The 20,349-nt window shown below is 41.8% G+C and carries 17 protein-coding genes; 12 read left to right on the top strand and 5 right to left on the bottom strand.

The window, feature by feature from the left end; translation table 11 throughout:
• Positions 1-9: 9 nt before the first annotated feature.
• The 10 genes from PSYC_RS07260 (at position 10) to infA (ending at position 11,023) form a co-directional block, all read left to right on the top strand.
• Positions 10-204 (top strand): DoxX family membrane protein, encoded by a 195-nt coding sequence (locus tag PSYC_RS07260; protein WP_227500317.1) that lies wholly within the window; start codon positions 10-12, stop codon positions 202-204.
• A 178-nt stretch (positions 205-382) separates the two neighbouring features.
• Positions 383-1,105: a YoaK family protein gene (locus PSYC_RS07265; protein WP_011280670.1), complete on the top strand. Its 723-nt coding sequence runs from the start codon at positions 383-385 to the stop codon at positions 1,103-1,105.
• 282 nt (positions 1,106-1,387) lie between these two features.
• Positions 1,388-2,098, top strand: a complete 711-nt coding sequence (locus PSYC_RS07270; RefSeq protein WP_011280671.1) for a pirin family protein — start codon at positions 1,388-1,390, stop codon at positions 2,096-2,098.
• Between the two features lie 235 nt (positions 2,099-2,333).
• Positions 2,334-3,530, top strand: a complete 1,197-nt coding sequence (locus tag PSYC_RS07275) for an aromatic amino acid transaminase (protein ID WP_011280672.1) — start codon at positions 2,334-2,336, stop codon at positions 3,528-3,530.
• A gap of 230 nt (positions 3,531-3,760) precedes the next feature.
• Positions 3,761-4,972 carry a tRNA preQ1(34) S-adenosylmethionine ribosyltransferase-isomerase QueA gene (queA, locus tag PSYC_RS07280; RefSeq protein ID WP_011280673.1) on the top strand — a complete coding sequence of 404 codons (1,212 nt, stop codon included), beginning with the start codon at positions 3,761-3,763 and terminating at the stop codon, positions 4,970-4,972.
• A 120-nt stretch (positions 4,973-5,092) separates the two neighbouring features.
• Positions 5,093-6,907, top strand: a complete 1,815-nt coding sequence (locus tag PSYC_RS07285) for a type IV pilus assembly protein FimV (RefSeq protein ID WP_011280674.1) — start codon at positions 5,093-5,095, stop codon at positions 6,905-6,907.
• 50 nt (positions 6,908-6,957) lie between these two features.
• On the top strand, positions 6,958-8,553 hold the full coding sequence (locus PSYC_RS07290; RefSeq protein ID WP_011280675.1) for a FimV/HubP family polar landmark protein: 1,596 nt from the start codon (positions 6,958-6,960) through the stop codon (positions 8,551-8,553).
• Between the two features lie 162 nt (positions 8,554-8,715).
• Positions 8,716-9,801 (top strand): asparaginase, encoded by a 1,086-nt coding sequence (locus PSYC_RS07295; RefSeq protein WP_011280676.1) that lies wholly within the window; start codon positions 8,716-8,718, stop codon positions 9,799-9,801.
• A gap of 45 nt (positions 9,802-9,846) precedes the next feature.
• Entirely contained in the window at positions 9,847-10,677 is an 831-nt protein-coding gene (truA, locus tag PSYC_RS07300) for a tRNA pseudouridine(38-40) synthase TruA (protein WP_011280677.1), read from the top strand.
• A gap of 124 nt (positions 10,678-10,801) precedes the next feature.
• Entirely contained in the window at positions 10,802-11,023 is a 222-nt protein-coding gene (infA, locus tag PSYC_RS07305; protein ID WP_010199824.1) for a translation initiation factor IF-1, read from the top strand.
• A 298-nt stretch (positions 11,024-11,321) separates the two neighbouring features.
• Here infA and leuB read toward each other — a convergent pair whose 3' ends face one another.
• The 4 genes from leuB to leuC form a co-directional block, all read right to left on the bottom strand.
• Complete coding sequence (gene leuB / locus PSYC_RS07310; protein ID WP_011280679.1) at positions 11,322-12,425, bottom strand: 3-isopropylmalate dehydrogenase; 1,104 nt, start codon at positions 12,423-12,425, stop codon at positions 11,322-11,324.
• 84 nt (positions 12,426-12,509) lie between these two features.
• Complete coding sequence (locus PSYC_RS07315) at positions 12,510-13,247, bottom strand: hypothetical protein (RefSeq protein ID WP_011280680.1); 738 nt, start codon at positions 13,245-13,247, stop codon at positions 12,510-12,512.
• Between the two features lie 173 nt (positions 13,248-13,420).
• Positions 13,421-14,071 carry a 3-isopropylmalate dehydratase small subunit gene (gene leuD / locus PSYC_RS07320; RefSeq protein ID WP_011280681.1) on the bottom strand — a complete coding sequence of 217 codons (651 nt, stop codon included), beginning with the start codon at positions 14,069-14,071 and terminating at the stop codon, positions 13,421-13,423.
• A 47-nt stretch (positions 14,072-14,118) separates the two neighbouring features.
• The gene (leuC, locus tag PSYC_RS07325; protein ID WP_011280682.1) at positions 14,119-15,537 is read right to left on the bottom strand and encodes a 3-isopropylmalate dehydratase large subunit; all 1,419 of its coding nucleotides are present in this window, start codon (positions 15,535-15,537) and stop codon (positions 14,119-14,121) included.
• 314 nt (positions 15,538-15,851) lie between these two features.
• Between leuC and PSYC_RS07330 the strand changes: the two genes are divergently transcribed.
• On the top strand, positions 15,852-16,724 hold the full coding sequence (locus PSYC_RS07330) for a LysR family transcriptional regulator (protein ID WP_011280683.1): 873 nt from the start codon (positions 15,852-15,854) through the stop codon (positions 16,722-16,724).
• A 537-nt stretch (positions 16,725-17,261) separates the two neighbouring features.
• A complete protein-coding gene (putP, locus tag PSYC_RS07335; RefSeq protein ID WP_011280684.1) occupies positions 17,262-18,761 on the top strand; it encodes a sodium/proline symporter PutP in 1,500 nt (499 codons plus the stop codon).
• 88 nt (positions 18,762-18,849) lie between these two features.
• On the opposite strand, the gene PSYC_RS07340 is transcribed toward putP, so the two are convergent.
• Complete coding sequence (locus PSYC_RS07340; protein ID WP_011280685.1) at positions 18,850-20,064, bottom strand: OmpP1/FadL family transporter; 1,215 nt, start codon at positions 20,062-20,064, stop codon at positions 18,850-18,852.
• Positions 20,065-20,349: the final 285 nt, after the last annotated feature.

The following is a 20,349-nucleotide window of genomic DNA, read 5'->3' on the forward strand; positions in this document are numbered from 1 at the left end:
CGTCAAAACATGATGTATCTACTTTATTTGGAATCGACTATATTACCGTTGGTGATTGCCCTTGAGTTATTTGGTGATATCGCTATTCTGCTTGGTTTTAAAGCACGTTTAATTGCATTACTATTTGTAGGTTTTAACATCATATCAGCGCTACTTTTTCACCAATTATGGATTGATGAAGCACAATTGATGAAGCACAAATGAACCCATTTATTAAAAATATCGCGATAGCAGGTGGTTTCTTGATGATTTTTGCTAATGGTGCAGGCGCTTATTTAATAGATAATAGTAATACAAACAGATAATTGCCTATGACTAAAAATAAGAAAACGATGGTTAAACGTGCATTTATGCTCACTCATACTTATGACAGATCCTTATTATGACAACTAACGCTCACAGCCCTTCTAATGATAACTTGCCAAGTTTTTGGCAGCGCCATCAAACACCTGTACTATTAACAGTGGTTGGTGGGGCAATTGATACCATTGGCTTTATTACTTTGTTTGGTTTCTTCACCGCTCATGTCACAGGTAACTTGGTGATGGCAGGCAGTGGCTTAGTGAAAGGTGACGCTGGCCTATGGATTAAGCTTGCCGCCTTGCCATTGTTTATTTTGACAGTCATGATTACCAAAATATTCATTGATCATAATAAAAATAAACAGCTAACCTTGAGCCATTTGTTTTTAGCAGAAGCCGTTTTTTTGACCGCTTTCATGATAGGTGGTCTTTACTATCAGCCTTTTGTTGATGCAGGCGATATTACTGTAGCCATAACGGGTGGACTCGGTCTCATTGCGTTAGCGATTCGTAATACCGCCAGTAAAACGGTGATTAAGCACATGAGTCCAACCGTATTGATGACGGGCAATACCACTCAACTGGGTATCAATCTGACCGATTACTTGGTCAATCGCACTGCGGATAATGGCAAAAAACTGGCACACAGCTCAGTATTGGTTTTCAGCTTTTTAATAGGTGCGTTGGTGGGCGCACTGCTATATATGCAGCTGAGTTTTTGGGCAGTAGGATTGTTTGTACTACCAGTGCTCTATTTATCCGTAATGGCGCGTGATAGAAACTTTTTACAACATATTGCGTAATGGCTTTTTTGGCTTAATAGCAATTGTCTTAGTCGTTATTAACTTGATAGTCTGGGCTTATAGTAAGCTTTTATGCAACTGACCCTATTATAAAATTCCTGGTTCCACTATGCATATGTGACACTATCTCTGCCATTCAATTGTTCTAAAAATAAGAATAGTTAATTGTGATTGTTGTAATTTATCTATGAATAAACAACAATTATAATAGACCTATCTTTCAAATAATTTTATTAATTATAAGTTTACAGACATTAAACTATTCATACATAAGGATAAATTATGCAAACGATCTATCATGCAGCAGATTCTCGTGGCGATGCCGACCATGGCTGGTTAAAAAGCAAGCATACTTTTAGCTTTGCCAATTACCATAATCCAGAGCGTATGGGTTTTGGCGCCCTACGTGTTATTAATGATGACTTCGTGATCGGTGGTCAAGGCTTCGGTAAGCATTCGCACCGCGATATGGAAATTATCAGTATTCCGTTATATGGTAAGCTCGGTCACGGTGATAACATCGGTAATAATGGCATTATCGAAACCGGTGAAATCCAAGTTATGTCAGCAGGTACCGGTATCATTCATAGCGAGATGAATGGCCATGACAAAGAAGATGTGAAGTTCCTACAGATTTGGGTTATGCCAAACCAAATGAACGTAGCGCCTCGTTACCAGCAAGTATGCATGGATGACATCATGCAGCCAAACAAGTTTAACCAAATACTTTCACCAAACCCTAACGATGCAGGTGTATGGATTCATCAAGATGCTTGGTTTAGCATGGGTGATTTTGATAAAGGTATCATCCAGACTTACCAGCTAAAAGACCCTAACAATGGCGTTTATATCTTTGTCATTAGCGGTAAAGTCGTTGTAAACGGTAACACTCTGGATACCCGCGATGGTCTTGGCATCTGGGATACTAAGAGCTTTACGATGGACATCATCGATGATGCTAAAGTCCTATCAATGGAAGTACCAATGAGCTAATGGACGCTGCAACGCACCATTTTGATGATTTGCAAAACATTTAACAGCCAGCTTTATACCCTTTATCAAAACAAGTTAAATGATGATTCAAGTAAAAATGATATCACTAGGCAAAAAAATGCATGAATTAGTGAGGATAATGGAATCTAACATTGAGTTAATGCCCAAACTGGTTTATGCTTTTTAGCGCCTCAACTTCTATCCTTTGTACTTATATCCCTTGTAAGGAAAACACATGTTTGAACGTATCGATTACTATGCCGGCGACCCAATCTTAGGATTGATGGACAAATTTGCAGCAGATAACAACCCAGATAAAGTCAATTTGGGTGTCGGTGTGTACTATGACGAAGATGGCAAAATGCCAGTACTTGAGTGTGTAAAAACAGCTGAACAGCGTATTGCAGACCCAATCTCTCCTCGTCCGTATTTGCCAATGGCAGGTTTACCAGGACATCGCAAAGGCTGTCAAGAATTGCTGTTTGGTAAAGATGCTCAGGTTTTACAAGATGGCTTGGTTGCTACTATCGCAACCATCGGCGGTTCTGGTGCATTAAAAGTCGGCGCAGAATTTATCCACGAATGGTTCCCGCAGTCTAAGTGCTATGTCAGTGACCCAACGTGGGGCAACCACATTGCTATTTTTGAAGGCTCTGACGTCGAAGTCGGTAAATACCCATACTACGACACCGCTACTGGTGGCATCAAATTTGATGAGATGATCGCGTTTTTTGAGACGTTGAATAAAGATGACGTTCTTTTGCTTCACCCTTGCTGTCACAACCCAACGGGCGTTGATTTGACTCGCGAGCAATGGGATCAAGTACTAAACGTCATTCAAGCGCGTGAGCTGATTCCGTTTATGGATATCGCTTATCAAGGCTTTGGTGAAGATATGGACAGCGATGCTTACGCAATTCGTAAAGCGGTTGATATGGGTCTGCCATTGTTTGTTAGCAACTCATTCTCTAAAAACTTATCGCTATATGGCGAGCGTGTCGGTGGTCTATCAGTCGTGTGCCCAACAGTCGATGAAACTAACCGTGTTTTTGGTCAGCTAAACTCTATGGTACGTCGTATCTACTCAAGCCCGCCATCACATGGTGGTCGCGTGGTCGATATCGTGATGAACGACGAAGCCTTGCATGAGCAATGGGTTGGCGAAGTATATGCGATGCGTGACCGTATCAAATCTATGCGCACCAAGCTCAAATCAGTATTAGAAGAAAAAATCTCAGGTCGTAACTTTGATTACTTGACCGCACAAAACGGCATGTTTAGCTTCACAGGTCTGACGCCTGAACAAGTTGCACAGCTACAAAGCAAGTATGGTATCTATATGGTATCGAACTCACGTATGTGTGTTGCCGGCTTAAACAGCAGTAATATCGACTATATTGCCAATGCCATGGTTGACGTCTTAAAAGACTAATCGACCGATACTTTCTATTGAGCTTTTCCAAAAAGGCTGAGCATAGTTGCTCAGCCTTTTTTATGCTTAATGTCCCGTCCTGAAATTAGTCGACCACCACACTATCTACTTAGGCTATTTTATTTATAATCAGTAGTAGATAAAAACCTACTGCTTAGTAAAACATTCTTTCATACCCTCATTTCTGCTACAATTGCTCTCAAAACCCCCTTCTATCGAAAGAATTTCTTATGACTGATTCTGAACCTCAAACCTTAAATAATAACTCTGAAATCACTGCCAATCATAATGATGATATTTTAGAGTATCTAAGTGTTGATGATTATGATTATGAACTGCCAGACCAGCTGATTGCCCGTTATCCATTGGCGCAGCGCTCCGCGTCAAAGCTACTCTATTTGCCTACTAACAATGCTAATAGTCAGGTTGAAGACAAACTGTTTTCTGAGTTGCCTGATATACTCAATGCAGGCGATTTGATTGTTTTTAACGACACTAAGGTGATGAAAGCACGCCTGTTTGGTCAAAAAGATACCGGCGGAAAGATTGAAGTATTAATAGAGCGTTTGGTCTCTCTATCAGATGTAAATAGCGCGTATTTAGACGAAATAATTGCAAATTCTAAAACTATAGACACCACGATTATTGCAGAAAAACATATCGCGCTTTGCCATATCAAAGCCAGTAAAGCTTTGAAACTTGGGCAAGGTCTTGTACTTGCTGATGGTCACATGACTGGTATCATGATTGGACGCCAAGAGAACTTATTTATCTTGGCTTTTGATACGCCCATTCTGCCTGACTTAGAGCAGTATGGTGAGCTGCCTATTCCGCCCTATTTTGAGCGCCATGCGGATGCGACTGACAATACCCGCTATCAGACTGTCTTTCATGACCCTGCTAAGCTTGCCAGCGTCGCTGCACCGACAGCAAGCTTACATTTTGACGATATTGTATTAGAAAAACTGGCAGCAAAAGGTATTCAAACCGCGTTTGTTACGCTGCATGTCGGCGCGGGTACTTTTGCTCCGGTGAAAACAGACAACCTGCTTAATCATACTATGCACAGTGAATATGCGCATCTGCCTCAAGCCACTGCTGAGCTTATCAATCAGACCCATGCCAATGGCAAGCAAGTGATTGCTATCGGCACTACCGTCACACGTGTCCTTGAAACGGCTTATCAACAAACAGCAGTCGATGGACAATCTCTTTCTGGCTGGTCAGGTGATACGGATATTTTTATATATCCAGGCTTTAAGTTTGGCGTGGTGGATAAATTACTGACCAATTTTCACTTACCAAAGTCTACTTTGCTGATGCTAGTGTCTGCTTTTGCCACTAAAAAATCTATCGAACAAGCTTATCAACATGCCATCAAATCGCAGTATCGGTTTTTTAGTTATGGTGATGCCATGTTGCTTGATAAACAAGTTGACTGATATGCATAAATATTAAGCATACAATTAAGTTATTGGTCACAACAGCCGTGAAATAAACTGGTAAACTAAACAGTATTTTGTTATAACAACACAGACAACTTTTACTCCAAAGGGCTGCATATGTCTTGTCATTTATCTTATCGCTTGACTAGCATGCATCGTGCAGTATCGATGGCATTGTTTTATTCAATAGGTTATGCAGCCTTAGTGTCTAACGCCCAAGCAGCAACCATTGGCAAGACGGTCGTTATTTCAGCTCAGCACGAACCTTTAGTTGCCAGTATTATGGTTACTGATATTGAAAACACTGATTTCTCAGCCAGTTTGGCAAATTCCGCTATTTATCAGCAAATGGGGCTGACCCCAACTGATTCCATGGTCGTACGCTTTCATCCGACTTCAGCTACGAGTGGTCAAGTTTTTATCACCACTACCAAGCCTGTGTCCAAACCCTTTGCCGATGTGGTTTTAGCGATTAATGATGGCAATCAGCGCAATATTATTCCAAAGACATTACTGATGCTGCTTAATGACAGCTTACCGATTGCCACTTCTAAAAACATCGTAACTGGCGCAAAGAAGCCTAACTTACCCATGGTTTCTACAACTAACGCGCAGCCATTGACGGTTAGGAAAGGCGCACCGCCACCTCTATTACCATCTAATTCATCGACATCTATATTGAAGCCTGCAACATTACCCGAACGTAATGTCCAATCGCCTAATATAAAAGTGCCTGTTATTCAAACGCCGAGTATCCAAGCCTCAAATTCTCAAATACTGAGCGCTCAAGCAACGACTATATCGTCTGACTCACCGACAGCCGTTGCGACAACAACACAAAACAATACCACAACCTATATGCCTAGCCGCTTAGAAAACGGTCGATTAAATAATCCTATTGATGTGAAAAACAATAGTGTAATGGTGAGCGCAAATAATGATAATAATACAGCTTTAACCGCCTCATTAAAGAGTACGCCTTCTGCTGCTAGCGAAACTAATAAACAGTTCGATATCTTAAACATACAAATTACTCGTCAGATACAGCCGAAGAGTAAAAGTGATACGGACATGATGGTCGCTAGTCCTATGGCGCTCAAAACCCTGACACCGAATGAAGCAGCTTTAAACAGTAAAAATAAAGCTATTGTCCCAAATGATGGTAATAGTATTGTCGCTACAACCCCTCTCAATAATGTACCACCTAACTCGAATGCCTTGCAGCAAGCAGTAACGCCCAAGACGTCTATCGCAGCAAAAAACACTTCAAGCCAAGTATTGGCAGCATCAGATAAGTCAGCTAGCAGCGAGATTAATTATACCGTGCAACGTAACGACAGCTTGTGGGTTATTGCGCAGCAAATCGCAGAGAAAAACAATATCGACGTTCAAACCGTTATGAAAGAAATTCAGACGCAAAATCCTGATGCTTTTATCAACAAAAACGCCAATCAATTAAAAGCAGATGCGCAGTTAAGCCTGCCTAATTATGATGCGCTACCATCACAGCAAAATCTTGAAGCTGCCATCAGTGCTCAAAGACAATATAGAGCCGCCAATACGCCTGTCGCAAACAAACAAACTGCTCTAAAACCCGTATCCAAATTCGACACTGCGCAAGCAGCCACACATACTAAAAAACCGGCGACCACCAAGACACAAATTTTGCCAAAGGCACAGTTTTCTGTCCTTGCTCCTGGTCATGAAGGCAGCGCAGATGGTACTAAAACTAAAACAGGCATGGCAACGGGTAACGGACTTAGCGCCGATGTGTTAAGCATGCTTAAATCATCAAGACAAAGTACAGCATCACAAGCTCAGAAATTATCAAAAATTAGTGGTACGCTTGATAGCTATACTCACAAATTACAATTACAAAACCAAAAACTGGCTGAGCTGCAAGCTCGTCTCAAAAAATTACGCAATCAATAATTGCCTAACAGATCAATGCAAGCAGCTCTGATCGTAGGCGTGGAGTAACCATGGACAATATGCTATATATCATCGCTGGATTGGTGGTCATTTTACTCGTCGCGGTCTTGGTCATGCGCAAAAACAAAGCGCAAAAGCCATCAGAGCAGTTGAGTACAAATACTGGCAAAATCGAGCCCTTATCGAAGCATACTGCTTCTAAAAGTACGCCCACTCAAACAGCTATTAATAATGATAAAAAGTTTGATCATATTGAGATTGCTCAGCGTTTTATGAACCAACAGCGCTATGATAAAGCCATTGAAACACTCAATCGCGGTCTAAAGAAAAAACCAAATGACAGCCAGTTATCTCTCAAGCTACTTGCGGTATATGCCACGATAGATGAATCTGAGAATTTTAATAAAGTCTATGATGCTATCAAAGCAAATAATGATGAAAAAAGTATTGCACAAGCTGATGAGTTAAAAGCTTTGTTGACTGAAGAACAAAAACCCTTCGCTAAACAAACTATTCTGGCAGACAATAGCCAAGATGCTGGATTTGAAAGTTTAGCTTTTGATCTACCAGTCAATAAAGCCGAAAGCAACAGTCCAGTCCTTGATACTGATGCGACTCAAAATATTGAGCATAAAAACGAGTTATTAGAGACTGCTACTGAAACCTTAACGGCTTTTGATGATAATAATTTCGATGATATTGAGCAAGCGTTCGATCTTAGTCTGAGTGATTTAGAAGACAGCAGTCATGAACCTGTCCATACTACTGATGCTAACTCGGCACCTGTCACCACGCTTGACTTAGTAGATGAAAATATTTTTACGCCTGCAACGATGATTATAGACACCGATACTAGTCTTAGTACTGACAGCGATTTTGATTTTGAGTTGTCGGAGCAGAGTCTTACCACTACAGAGGCTCCCACCAATGACGCTACCGATGATAATTTTGATAACAGCTTAAACGAGCTATCATTAGAGGATGACTTTTTCTTAGAATTAGACAGTGATGCCGATACCAATAACGTTATCAACAATGCGCCTGTCACCACAGAGACAACTTATTTAGATGATGACCGTCTGACCTTATCTTTAGACAATGATGACGTGTCAAATGAGACGCCAAATCAAACAGAGATTCAGCACTCTATTGTTGAAGATAATTTTGAATATTTTAGTTTCGAAGACATCAGTATCGAAGACGCAAATATTGAAGATGTAAGCGTTGATGAGATAGGTATTGTAAAAAATGCGTCTGACGCTTCTAGCATTGCCCCTACTACCCTTATGTTCGATGATGATACGGTAATAGACGATGATTTCGACTTTGATTTTTTATCAGAGTCTACAACAGCGAGCACGCCAGTTGAAATTGATAGCGAACATACCATTACTCATATCGATGATGCTATTGATATAGCTCCTGCAGCTGATACTGGCAGTGCTGAAGATTTTTCATCACGGTTCGCAGCAGATTTTGATTTTGTCAAATCCTTAGATAGTAATCAAGTAACGCTAGATTTAGCAGGTCAGTATGTGCAACTTGGCGAATACGATAGTGCCAAACGCCTACTCAATGAAGTCATTGCTAAAGGCAATAGTGAACAGCAGCAGCAAGCACAACGATTGCTCGATCGCACTGCTTAAAATGACTGGTGTGACAGCGAGCATTCTACCCGTTTAGAATACTCGCTGAATTTATTATAATGGTGCTTTTTATTTTTCTATCATTCCTCTAGAAACGGTTCCTCTCTTAATAATTCTGCTCTATCGTCTATTCAATTTAAAACCAATACAGTGCTCTCAGCTATGACAAATACAATCCCTGCACCCATCCAGCTTATTTATGCTGGCGGCACTTTTGGCAGTTATGGTCGTCCATTAGCGCCACTATCAGCAGAGGTGTTTTTGCCAACTTTGCAGCAACTACTGGCTGAACCGGATAATGCGCTTAATCTATCGCCCATCGCTTGGCTTAATAACATCCTGATTAAAGACAGCAGTCAGTTCACGCCTAGTGATTTTGTGCATTTTTATCAGCTGCTGCTCTCCGCTTATCAAAAAGGCAGTAGACGTTTTGTGTTAATAACAGGGACGGACACGCTAAGTTATTTGGGCGCTTTTTTAGCAGAAGCCTTTGCGGGTAGCGATATTTGTATTGTCGTTACCGGTAGTATGCGTCCTCTATTAGACAGCGAGGAACTACACTCTTACAAAGTAGATGCCCAAAGTGATGCTTGGAACAACTTTACTGACTCTTTAAAACTAGCAAGTGCAGGTGAATCTGGCGTAAAAATTAGCTTCGGCGGCGAATCATGGCCAGCTCAAACGGTACAAAAAATACATAGCCATGACTTTATGGCATTTACTGGGCACTCTAGAGCGGCATATCCTGCCAATAGTTATGTCAAAACTTTGCCAGATACCCGTCGACAGCATTGGCTTAATGACCAACAAGATATCAGCGCTGATATTGCAGTTCGTGCCGAGCATGCTTACGTTCATGCTTTGTACTGCTTGCCTAATACAACCGACGCATTAAACCAACAGCTGCGCGCCTTATTATCACAGCTGCCTTGTGGCATTATTTTATTAGGCTATGGTGCTGGCAACGTCCCTTATTCAGTAGAATTAGCAGAAGCCTTGCAACTGGCTTATGAAAAAGGTCACATGGTAGTGTGCGCTAGCCAATCGCCATTTGGCGGCGTAAGTGACACCTATGCTGCTGGTAGTTGGCAATACGATTATCAAGTGCTTGCAGGTGGGCGTTTAACTATTCCGGCCATTTATGCACGCTTGCTATGGTTGTTACTGCGCCACGACAGCCCAGCCCGGCGGCGCCAACGCTGGTTAAACAATGTCCAGCAAACTGGCACAAGTATCAAAAAACGCTAAATGAATATTCATCATTCTTGTATAAGTTCCAAAATGACTATGTCTATGACCGAAAACAACGAAGTAAAGCGCCCAACTTACACCTTAGCCATTGCTATTGAATTTTTGGGCACTCACTATCATGGCTGGCAACGCCAAAGAGAAGTATTGGGCGTACAACAAGCGTTAGAAACCGCTATCAGTACTGTCGCCAATGAGCCAGTAGAAGTGATTGCCGCAGGGCGCACAGACTCAAGTGTTCATGCCAGCAATATGATTGCCCATTTTGTCACTCATGCTTATCGACCCACACACAACTGGCTGCGCGGTGTGAATAGTCTTTTGCCTGATGATATTGCTTTACGCTGGGTTCAGCCGATGCCTGCTGACTTTCATGCGCGCTTTGCTGCCATTGCCCGTCGTTATCGTTATATCACTCTAAACCAAACTCAGCGTCCTGCCATCCTGAATCATCAAGTGACCCATATCTATGAGCCGCTTGACTTAAAAGCGATGCAGCTTGCAGCAGCTGATATCGTTGGTACGCATGATTTTAGTAGTTACCGTGCTGCCGCCTGTCAATCGAACCAACCTGTACGGCATATTAGCCATGCCAATCTGTTTACTCATGGTCCGTTTATTGTCTTCGATATTCAAGCCGATGGATTTTTGCACCACATGGTTCGAAATCTCATGGGAACGCTATATGCGATTGGCAGACACGAGTTAGAACCAGCTGACTTTTTGAATATTTTGGCTAAAAAAGATCGGACCATAGCGCCGCCTACTGCTTCAGGTGATGGATTGTATTTCATTAATGCCTACTATCCTGAGCATTTTCAAACATTACTGCCCAATGCCCCTTTAACCCCTATTTGGCTCAACCTTCCCGACTAGATTCATATGAGCTGGCATACATATCACTTACAGGCTGTCAAGTAAAAATCAGGTTCCGTATTGCTTTAATCTGCTAACTTACGTATAATATGGGCTTATTTTAAATTGATTGATGATACAAATTATGGCAAAAGACGAGATTATTGAATTTGAAGGCGAAGTCATTGACACCCTTCCAAATACTTTGTTTAAAGTTCGTTTAGAAAACGGACACGAAATTATTGCGCACATCTCAGGTAAGATGCGTAAGCATTACATCCGAATTTTGACTGGTGATAAAGTTAAGGTTGAGATGACACCTTATGACTTATCTAAAGGTCGCATTACTTACCGTGGTAAAAACTAAATTTTTATCTACTAAGATAGTTATAAGAGCATGACTATAATGCTTGAGTGGTTTAACTGATAATAATAATGATACTGCTAACCTACTCATTATTGCCTATCATATGTTAGTAAGTTAATATTTCTTTTACCATAAAAAATACCGCTAAATATCAGCGGTATTTTTTTGTCTACATTTTAGCGATTATTCCTCCACATGGTCAGCCATTCAAGCCATTGCCTGTTGTGAAGTACAGAACTCAGTCCTTGAAATAAACGTAAACTGTCCAAGATTTGGGGGTCAGTTCAAGCGATGTCTATTAGAGCAATTTTGCCAATACCGCTTGTCCCATTTGCTGACAACCGACTTGTATGAGTCCAGCTTCATTACGATCCAAGATATCGACCGTACGTAAGCCATCATCAAGCACATCACTGACCGCTTGCTCAATCGCTTGTGCTGCCACTTCTTGTTTAAAGGTATAACGTAACATCATAGCGACCGATAAAATAGTCGCCAATGGATTGGCTATATCTTGTCCTGCGATATCAGGCGCTGAACCATGACATGGCTCATACATGCCTTTGCCCGCTTCATCAAGGCTGGCTGATGGTAGCATACCGATAGAGCCTGTCAGCATAGCTGCTTCATCAGATAAAATATCACCGAATAAATTGCCAGTGACCATAACATCAAACTGCTTGGGGTCTTTAATCAGCTGCATACAGGCATTATCAGCATACATATGCGATAACGCCACATCGCTATATTCTGCCTGCTGTAGCTCAATCATGGTCTGCTTCCAAAGCTCAGTGACTTCTAATACATTGGCTTTGTCGATAGAGCAAACTTTGGCAGGGGTTCCTGCTGCTTGCGCACGTGTTTGCGCCAATTCAAAAGCAACCTTACCGATACGATTAATTTCGCTGGTGCTATACACCATCGTGTTATAGCCTTGCTGCTCACCATTTTCTAGCGTACGAATACCACGCGGCTCACCAAAATAAATGCCACCGGTCAGCTCACGCACAATAAGCAAATCTAGACCTGAAATAATCTCAGGTTTAATGCTTGAGGCATTAACAAGCTGCGGATAAAGTTTGGCTACACGCAGATTAGCAAATAAACCAAGCTCGCTACGGATCTTTAGCAAACCGCGCTCAGGACGTTTACTACGTTCAATACCATCCCACTTAGGACCACCAACTGCACCTAATAACACTGCATCTGCTGCACGTGCACGTTGTAGCGTCTCTTCTGGCAAAGGTTCACCTGTTGCATCAACTGCCACACCGCCGATTAATCCAGACTCAAGGGTCAAACCTAACGCAAACTTATTATTGACAGCGTTCAGCACATCAATGGCTTGAGTCATGATTTCAGGGCCGATACCATCGCCCGCTAATGTTAAAATCGTTGCCATACTAATCCTTGTGGTTAAGTGACTTTCTATTATTTATTTTATGCTTGCTTCTGCTATCCGCTCATGGCGGCAGACTTTTAGCGATTATACTTTGGCTTTTATTTTTGGTGATGCTGCCTTGATGACACGAGTTTCTGCAAACTCTCCTTGATAGTCAGTACCAATCTGTTTGCAAAAGCGACGCTGTACCGTATTCCCTTGATAAAGCTCAACACATAAAGGCTCGGGTGATGCTGTTTCTAGTAAGCTACCGGATTTTTGACCAGGCTTGTTTTGATAAGCGCGCAGCTGATAAGTGCCCGGAGTCGAAAAATCATGAATCATCGCAAAGCGTTCTACATAGCCCACGTTATTTTCTGGATAAAAATTCACATGCACTTCGCGTTTAGCAGGCTTTACTCGAGCATAATAATTGGTTAGCATTGGCATAGCAGACGCTGATAATGGCACAATCTTAATCGAATTATTATGCATAAGCGGCGTCATATCCATCGTCATAGTGACTTTGGAATGCTTACTGCTAGTAAAGATTTTCTTACCTTCGCTGGTAGCCTTCATTGCAACCAACATATTAGAATTCACAGGCTTATGAGTTTCAGACGATATAATCATGGTGCGGTCTATCTGCACAATCTCACAGTGATAGGTACCGACACAGGCAAGGTTTACTTCACCAGCGATCGGTTTAATATTGCCCGTCCAAGCTTTGGCGGTTTCTGCTTGGTCTATCTGATGATAGCCAGTCAACACCTGACAGCCAGATAGCCCTAAGATTGTAGCAATAAGCGTGCTTATCCAAACAGCAAAACGTATTTTATTCATAATGGCAGCTACTATTTATCAAGTGGAAAATTATAATAAGGTAAAAATACATTACCATTCATTTTAGCCACTTAGTCACCATAACTCAACGCTGTATTAGCGCTACGCTATTTTTTATGGCGATTAATACTTTGTTGTTAACCATTTGCTGTTAGCTGTTTTATGATTAAAAGCTACGCTCTCACTTCATTGAATATCCAAGGCGTTTTTTGCATCATTTTTTGCTCGTAGTCCTTAATGGCATCGCTTTGCTGCAACGTCAGTCCAATATCATCTAGACCATTTAATAAGCAATGCTTACGAAAGTCGTCAACTTCAAACGCATACTCTTCGCCAGTGGGTGTGATGACTACCTGACGCTCAAGGTCTGCAGTCAGCTCATAGCCTTCGTTGGCAAATGTGGCTTTCATTAAGCTATCAACGATTTCTTCGTCCAATACAATCGGTAGCATGCCATTTTTAAAACAGTTGTTATAAAAAATATCAGCAAAGCTTGGTGCTATAACGGTACGAAAGCCATACTCTGAAAGTGCCCAAGGGGCGTGTTCACGGCTTGAGCCACAGCCAAAGTTTCGGCGAGCCAGTAAGATGCTAGCACCTTGATAGCGTGGCTTATTTAAAATAAAGTCAGGATTGATAATACGTGTGCTATTGTCTTGACCCGGATACCCTTCATCGAGATAACGCCAATCATCAAATAAATTGACGCCAAAACCGGTACGCTTAATAGACTTTAAAAACTGTTTTGCAATAATCTGATCGGTATCAACGTTTGCACGATCAAGTGGGCAAACGATACCTTTTTGGGTGTTATAAGCTTGCATAGTATTTCCTATCAATATTGTGCTTATTGTTAAATGACGCGTAATAACTAAAAGGTTCGCACATCCACAAAGTGACCTGCCAATGCTGCTGCCGCTGCCATAGCTGGACTGACCAAATGCGTACGACCACCATTACCTTGACGACCTTCAAAGTTACGGTTAGAGGTCGAAGCGCAATGCTCTTGTGGCTCAAGCTTATCAGCATTCATCGCAAGGCACATCGAGCAGCCAGGCTCACGCCATTCAAAACCTGCATCCGTAAACAAAGCATCTAAGCCTTCTGCTTCCGCCTGCAACTTCACTTGTCCAGAGCCAGCAACGACGATCGCTTCTTTGATATTATCAGCAACTTTACGACCTTTAATCACGGCGGCAGCATCACGTAAATCTTCGATACGCGAGTTGGTACAAGAGCCAATAAAGATACGGTCCAGCTGGATATCGGTAATTTTTTGACCCGCTTCCAAACCCATATAAGTATAAGCACGCAACCAACCTTCTTCTTGTGCCTCATCAATGGCTTGATCCAGTGTTGGAACAGACTGTGTGACATCAACCACCATTTCAGGCGACGTACCCCAAGAGACTTGCGGCGCAATTTGACTGCCATCAATCTCAACCACGCTATCAAATACAGCGTCATCATCTGAATAAAAAGTACGCCAGTAAGCTTCTGCTTGCTGCCATTGCGACTCGTTCGGTGCATAAGGACGACCTTTGACATAGTTAATAGTCGTATCATCGACCGCAACCATACCAACGCGCGCGCCTGCTTCAATCGCCATATTACAGACGGTCATGCGACCTTCCATGCTCATATCTTCAAAGACTTGACCTGCAAATTCAATAGCATGCCCTGTCCCACCAGCGGTACCAATTTTTGCAATGATAGCCAGTACGACGTCTTTTGAAGTCACGCCAACGCCAAGCTCACCCGTGACACGGATTTGCATATTTTTTGATTTTTTCTGAATCAAACACTGGGTTGCCAATACATGCTCAACCTCAGAGGTGCCGATACCATGCGCTAAGCAGCCAAGTGCGCCATGAGTGGCGGTATGTGAATCACCGCAAACAACGGTCATACCAGGCAACACCAAGCCTTGCTCAGGACCGACGACATGCAAGATACCTTGACGCGCATCATTAATCGTAAATTCAGCTATATCAAATTTGGCACAGTTATTATCTAACGTCAATACTTGTAAACGCGAGACCTTATCCTTAATACCTGCCACGCCTTCTGAGCGCTCTTTAGTGACTGTAGGTACATTGTGGTCAGGACTTGCAATATTAGCAGATAGACGCCACGGCGCTCTATTCGCCAGCTCTAAACCTTCAAATGCTTGTGGGCTTGTCACTTCGTGTAGCAAATGACGGTCGATGTAAATCAGGCTCGAACCATCATCACGCTTGGTGACTTCGTGAGCATTCCAAAGTTTGTCATATAACGTTTGACCGGCCATGTTGCTATCCTTTTTAGTGGCTAATGACTTTATTTTTCATTTACCAAGCCCATAATGTGCTAGGTTTTTTATCTATTATTTAATCATGATTGCGATAATCGATGCCTAAAATAAGATTTATGGCGCAGATTATCAAGTAAAGTAAATACAATAAATATGTCGAAATACGTTTCGTATGTCTTGTGATTATAGCAGGCTAATCCTATAATAATAATTGATGATTTTTTCATAGTTGCAAACTTTTATTTCTAATACATTATGATTGGGTTAGCCAACTTTTATTTATAGCTCGCTATATAGCTAAGGACATCGGTATGAATACCACAAATTTGACGACATTCGTGACCGTAATGAATACAGGCAGTATTTCGGGTGCAGCAGAAAAACTGTTTATCACTCAGCCTGCAGTCAGTAAACGCATCAAAAACCTAGAAGATGAGTTCAACATCACTTTATTTGATACAGTGGGTCGCGGTATTGTTCCAACCCAAGCCGCCAGTGAGATGTTACCTCATGCCAAACGCTGGCTTGAAGACTACGAAAACTTTAAAATCAACTTACAACACTCTAAGCATATTGTATCGGGCAAGCTGGTCATTGGCACCAGTCACCATATAGGGTTACACCATCTTGCCCCTGTGCTTAAGCATTTTATTCAAGCCTATCCTGCCGTACAGTTAGAGGTGCATTTCGTCGATTCAGAGACAGCACACAAAGCAGTACTCGATGGCGACTTGTCTTTAGCCTTTTTGACGCTGCCGCCTGTTTATGACAAGCGTCTGACCTATCATACCCTATGGTCGGATCCACTTTACTTTATGACTGGCACCTTATCGCCTTTGGCCAGCAAGTCGAATGTGACGCTAGAGCAATTGGCACGCTACCCTGCTATCTTGCCATCTGCCAACACCTTTACCAGTCAGATTACCTTGGCTGAATTTGCCAAGCACAACCTAAAGCCTTATGCCACCATGAGTACCAACCCGCTTGAATCTATTCGGATGCTGGTTTCTGTTGGGCTTGGTTGGTCAGTATTGCCGCAAACGATGATTAGTCAAGATTTAGAGTGTATTGATATGGCAGACAATATCGAATTGCAGCGTCATTTGGGTGTGGTAATTAATCCAAAACTGACCCAATCAAGCAGCGTCACTGCGCTATTAGATTTGCTGGCACCAATTGAGTAGACAGCTATTAAATAACCTGCTACTGGGTAATAGCCTCCAATCTATTTGCGCTAAATGACTAAGGTAATATCACTTGCTCAAACATTTCTTGCTGAAAAGATACCAAGTTCGCATTTGTGACTCTCATACGTTATAATACGTCTGACGTTTTTTATAACATAATTTTACTCAACTAACACTGATAATCATATAGTGAACAGTTCTAGTGATATATGATAGTAAGCAGTAGGTTTAATGGTTTTAAATGATTGGTTATATAAGCGACTAATATTTGGCAAGTGGTGAAGAAGAAGTAGCATTTAGCATAGCAATACGGAAGTATATTCGCCATTTTTTCTAGAGCACTGTTTGATAAGTATTGGTCCTAGAACAGCATCAATCATATAAAACTAACAGAAGATATTGAATAAAAGCCATTATGTCCTACTTAATGGCTTTTTTTGTCTTTAGATATTGTTTCTAAACATCGTCTTGCAAGACTTAATTTTTCTCGTTAAAAATAATGACAGCCAACAACGTTGGTTAAGGACTATTTATATGAACGGAGTTTCTAGTGGCGTGCTAATATCACTTGGCGCCTATTTCTTAGTGATGATTGGGATTGGGGTTTACGCTTATTTTAAGCAAGCCAATGATACTGAAGGCTATATGCTTGGCGGTCGTAGCCTCGGTCCTGCAGTAACTGCTTTATCCGCTGGTGCGTCAGATATGTCCGGTTGGTTACTACTTGGTTTACCGGGCTATATGTATGCCGATGGAGTCGTGAGCATATGGATTGCGCTCGGTTTGACATTGGGTGCATTTTTAAACTATCTAATCGTGGCACCGCGCTTACGTGTTTATACTGAGATTGCAGACAACGCCATCACATTACCTGACTACTTTGCGAACCGCTTTGAAGACAAATCACACATGCTGCGTGTTATCTCAGCAGTGGTCATTATTTTATTCTTTACCGTCTATACCGCAGCCAGCTTAGTTGGTGGTGGTAAACTTTTTGAAAGCTCACTCAACCTCTCTTATAGCACGGGTCTATGGGTGACTGCTGGTGTGGTCGTCGCCTATACACTATTTGGTGGTTTTTTAGCCGTGTCAATGACTGACTTTGTACAGGGCATCATCATGCTGTTTGCGATGGTCATCGTACCTGTCGTCGCCTTTACAGACTTAGGTGGCATTTCAGCCACAACTGAGGCGGTCAGAAATATCGATCCAAGCCTACTCAATGTTACCAGTGGCATGACGATCCTTGGCATTGTCTCGTTAATGGCTTGGGGTTTGGGATACTTTGGTCAGCCACATATTATCGTGCGCTTTATGGCTATTCGTTCAGTTAAAGATATACCAACAGCACGTAACATTGGTATGAGTTGGATGATTGTTAGTTTAATTGGTGCATTGATGACTGGTTTTGCGGGTCGTGCTTATGTACAAAAAACAGCGATGACTTTAGATGATCCTGAAACTATCTTCTTAGTATTTACACAGTTTTTATTCACACCACTGGTTTCAGGTTTCTTGTTAGCCGCTATTTTAGCCGCGATTATGAGTACGATATCATCACAGCTATTGGTCGTATCAAGCTCATTAACTAAAGATGTATATAAGCTGTTTTTTGATAAAGATGCACCAGAAGCACGTCAAGTCATGGTGGGTCGTCTTTCAGTTATCGTGGTCGCAATAGTTGCCATTTTGCTGGCTTCTAATCCTGAAAGCTCTGTATTAAGTTTGGTCTCTAACGCTTGGGCAGGATTTGGTGCAGCCTTTGGACCGTTGGTTATTTTCAGTCTTATCTGGCGCGGTATGAATCGAAACGGTGCAGTTGCTGGCATGGTCGTTGGTGCATTAACTGTCATCTTATGGATTTATGGTCCTTTCCAGATGAATGGTATGGCGCTGAATAGCTGGTTATATGCAATCGTTCCGGGCTTTGTCTTAAGTACTATCGCCATCTTTGCTGTTAGTATCATGACGGGTGGTCCAAAAGCGTCCGTCTCAGCGAAGTTTAAAGAGATGGAAATGAACTTAGACCAATAAGCACTTTGTCATTACTGTTGTTAGATAGAAAAAGCGACCCATAATGGGTCGCTTTTTTATGTCTATCTTGACTAACTATAATAACGTTTTATTTAGCTTGATAAGATATTTTTACACCAGCGACATAGCCATCATTGTCTTGGAAATCACTAACGATCTGACCTGTTGGGATTTGACCTTTAGCATCACCGAACCATAGGTATTTACCACCGGCTGATACTGCCCAGTTCTCTGTAAGATTATATTTAGCACCTAGACCAACACTGTAGTAGCCATCGACAGGACCGAGTGATGTCGTTGGGTCACCTGCACCACTGTCCCAACCAACTGTACCACTAACCGCTAAGGCTGGTGCTAATCGCTTAGCAAGACCAAGCTCTACTTGCCATTGGTCTTTATCATACTCGACCAGACTCAGATCACGACCAGCTAGCTGCTTAGCCCTCGTATTATATAGCGGTGGGGTGATTGCAAAGTCACTCCATGGTACCCAACGTACTTTAGCTGTTGCTAAAGTGGTAGGATTAACACCCGTTTGGAAATCAAAATTTACTGACTTAGGAGTAGTAATCTCAATCTCACTATTTTGCATGGTACGAAGGAAAGGACCTATTGCTGGATAATCCTCATATATATCTGCTTTGTGCTCAATCTCAGAGCGATAGGTTAAAGCTGCTTTTAGTGCAATTTCAGGCTTGCTATAAGCAACGCCAGCAATATAACCATAATCTTGATCAGGGTTCACATGCGCGTCATAGCCATTAGCAACACTGTAAGCTTCACCACGCAGTTTTACATCCGCTTGAATACGCTGTGCTACTGGACCACCGTATACCTGGAAGTTTTTAGTGGCACCCAACTTCGCACCAACGATAGCGGTAATACTGTTAGTGCGAACTTCTACGTTAGTACCTTCGCCTTTTTCATCTACAAAATCATTATTACCACTATATTTGGCTGCTGCACCGAACGGCTCATCATATAAAACACCGACACTAAAAGTATCATTAATGTCTGCTTTTACACCGTAACGGAAGAAATCATAAGACTCAGAAATATCACCTGTGTTGTCACCACGCACATATTCTCTATTAGCTGTGCCAAGTGGAGGTGTATCCGCATTATCATAGCCACTAACGTCTGCATCGATATAGGTATAGACCGCTTCAGCGTAGGTGCCATCTTGTAAGAATGCTGTAATATCTTGACCAGAGCGATCAAGACCGGCGGCACTAGCGAGGCTAGCAACAGAAAGAGCAGCGACAGCTACCGAAAGAGTCTTTAAATGAAAGGTTGCGCGCATTGTATATCTCCAAACGTCCTCGTTGTTAAATCATCTTCATAACTCATATTCAGCATTGTTGCTTAAAATATAAGGTTATGTAAACGATGTCCTGAGATGAATAGTAATGGCTTTTTAGCACTAAGACAATAGCTAACCTACTTTATTTCTTACAAATGACTGATCAGTATCAATAACAAATAGCAAATTAAGTTAAAAACAATAGTTTGTTTATAGCGACATCAACATCCTTCTTTACACTAAACTTAAATTTGCTTTTTAATTGATGATAAGTATCAAATATAC

Source organism: Psychrobacter arcticus 273-4 (assembly GCF_000012305.1).
GTDB lineage: Bacteria > Pseudomonadota > Gammaproteobacteria > Pseudomonadales > Moraxellaceae > Psychrobacter > Psychrobacter arcticus.

Bases quoted from the DNA above. Each gene is read 5' to 3' on its own strand.
- PSYC_RS07260 (WP_227500317.1), top strand. From the start codon at position 10: ATGATGTATCTACTTTATTTGGAATCGACTATATTACCGTTGGTGATT.
- PSYC_RS07265 (WP_011280670.1), top strand. From the start codon at position 383: ATGACAACTAACGCTCACAGCCCTTCTAATGATAACTTGCCAAGTTTT.
- PSYC_RS07270 (WP_011280671.1), top strand. From the start codon at position 1,388: ATGCAAACGATCTATCATGCAGCAGATTCTCGTGGCGATGCCGACCAT.
- PSYC_RS07275 (WP_011280672.1), top strand. From the start codon at position 2,334: ATGTTTGAACGTATCGATTACTATGCCGGCGACCCAATCTTAGGATTG.
- queA (WP_011280673.1), top strand. From the start codon at position 3,761: ATGACTGATTCTGAACCTCAAACCTTAAATAATAACTCTGAAATCACT.
- PSYC_RS07285 (WP_011280674.1), top strand. From the start codon at position 5,093: ATGTCTTGTCATTTATCTTATCGCTTGACTAGCATGCATCGTGCAGTA.
- PSYC_RS07290 (WP_011280675.1), top strand. From the start codon at position 6,958: ATGGACAATATGCTATATATCATCGCTGGATTGGTGGTCATTTTACTC.
- PSYC_RS07295 (WP_011280676.1), top strand. From the start codon at position 8,716: ATGACAAATACAATCCCTGCACCCATCCAGCTTATTTATGCTGGCGGC.
- truA (WP_011280677.1), top strand. From the start codon at position 9,847: ATGACCGAAAACAACGAAGTAAAGCGCCCAACTTACACCTTAGCCATT.
- infA (WP_010199824.1), top strand. From the start codon at position 10,802: ATGGCAAAAGACGAGATTATTGAATTTGAAGGCGAAGTCATTGACACC.
- leuB (WP_011280679.1), bottom strand. From the start codon at position 12,425: ATGGCAACGATTTTAACATTAGCGGGCGATGGTATCGGCCCTGAAATC.
- PSYC_RS07315 (WP_011280680.1), bottom strand. From the start codon at position 13,247: ATGAATAAAATACGTTTTGCTGTTTGGATAAGCACGCTTATTGCTACA.
- leuD (WP_011280681.1), bottom strand. From the start codon at position 14,071: ATGCAAGCTTATAACACCCAAAAAGGTATCGTTTGCCCACTTGATCGT.
- leuC (WP_011280682.1), bottom strand. From the start codon at position 15,537: ATGGCCGGTCAAACGTTATATGACAAACTTTGGAATGCTCACGAAGTC.
- PSYC_RS07330 (WP_011280683.1), top strand. From the start codon at position 15,852: ATGAATACCACAAATTTGACGACATTCGTGACCGTAATGAATACAGGC.
- putP (WP_011280684.1), top strand. From the start codon at position 17,262: ATGAACGGAGTTTCTAGTGGCGTGCTAATATCACTTGGCGCCTATTTC.
- PSYC_RS07340 (WP_011280685.1), bottom strand. From the start codon at position 20,064: ATGCGCGCAACCTTTCATTTAAAGACTCTTTCGGTAGCTGTCGCTGCT.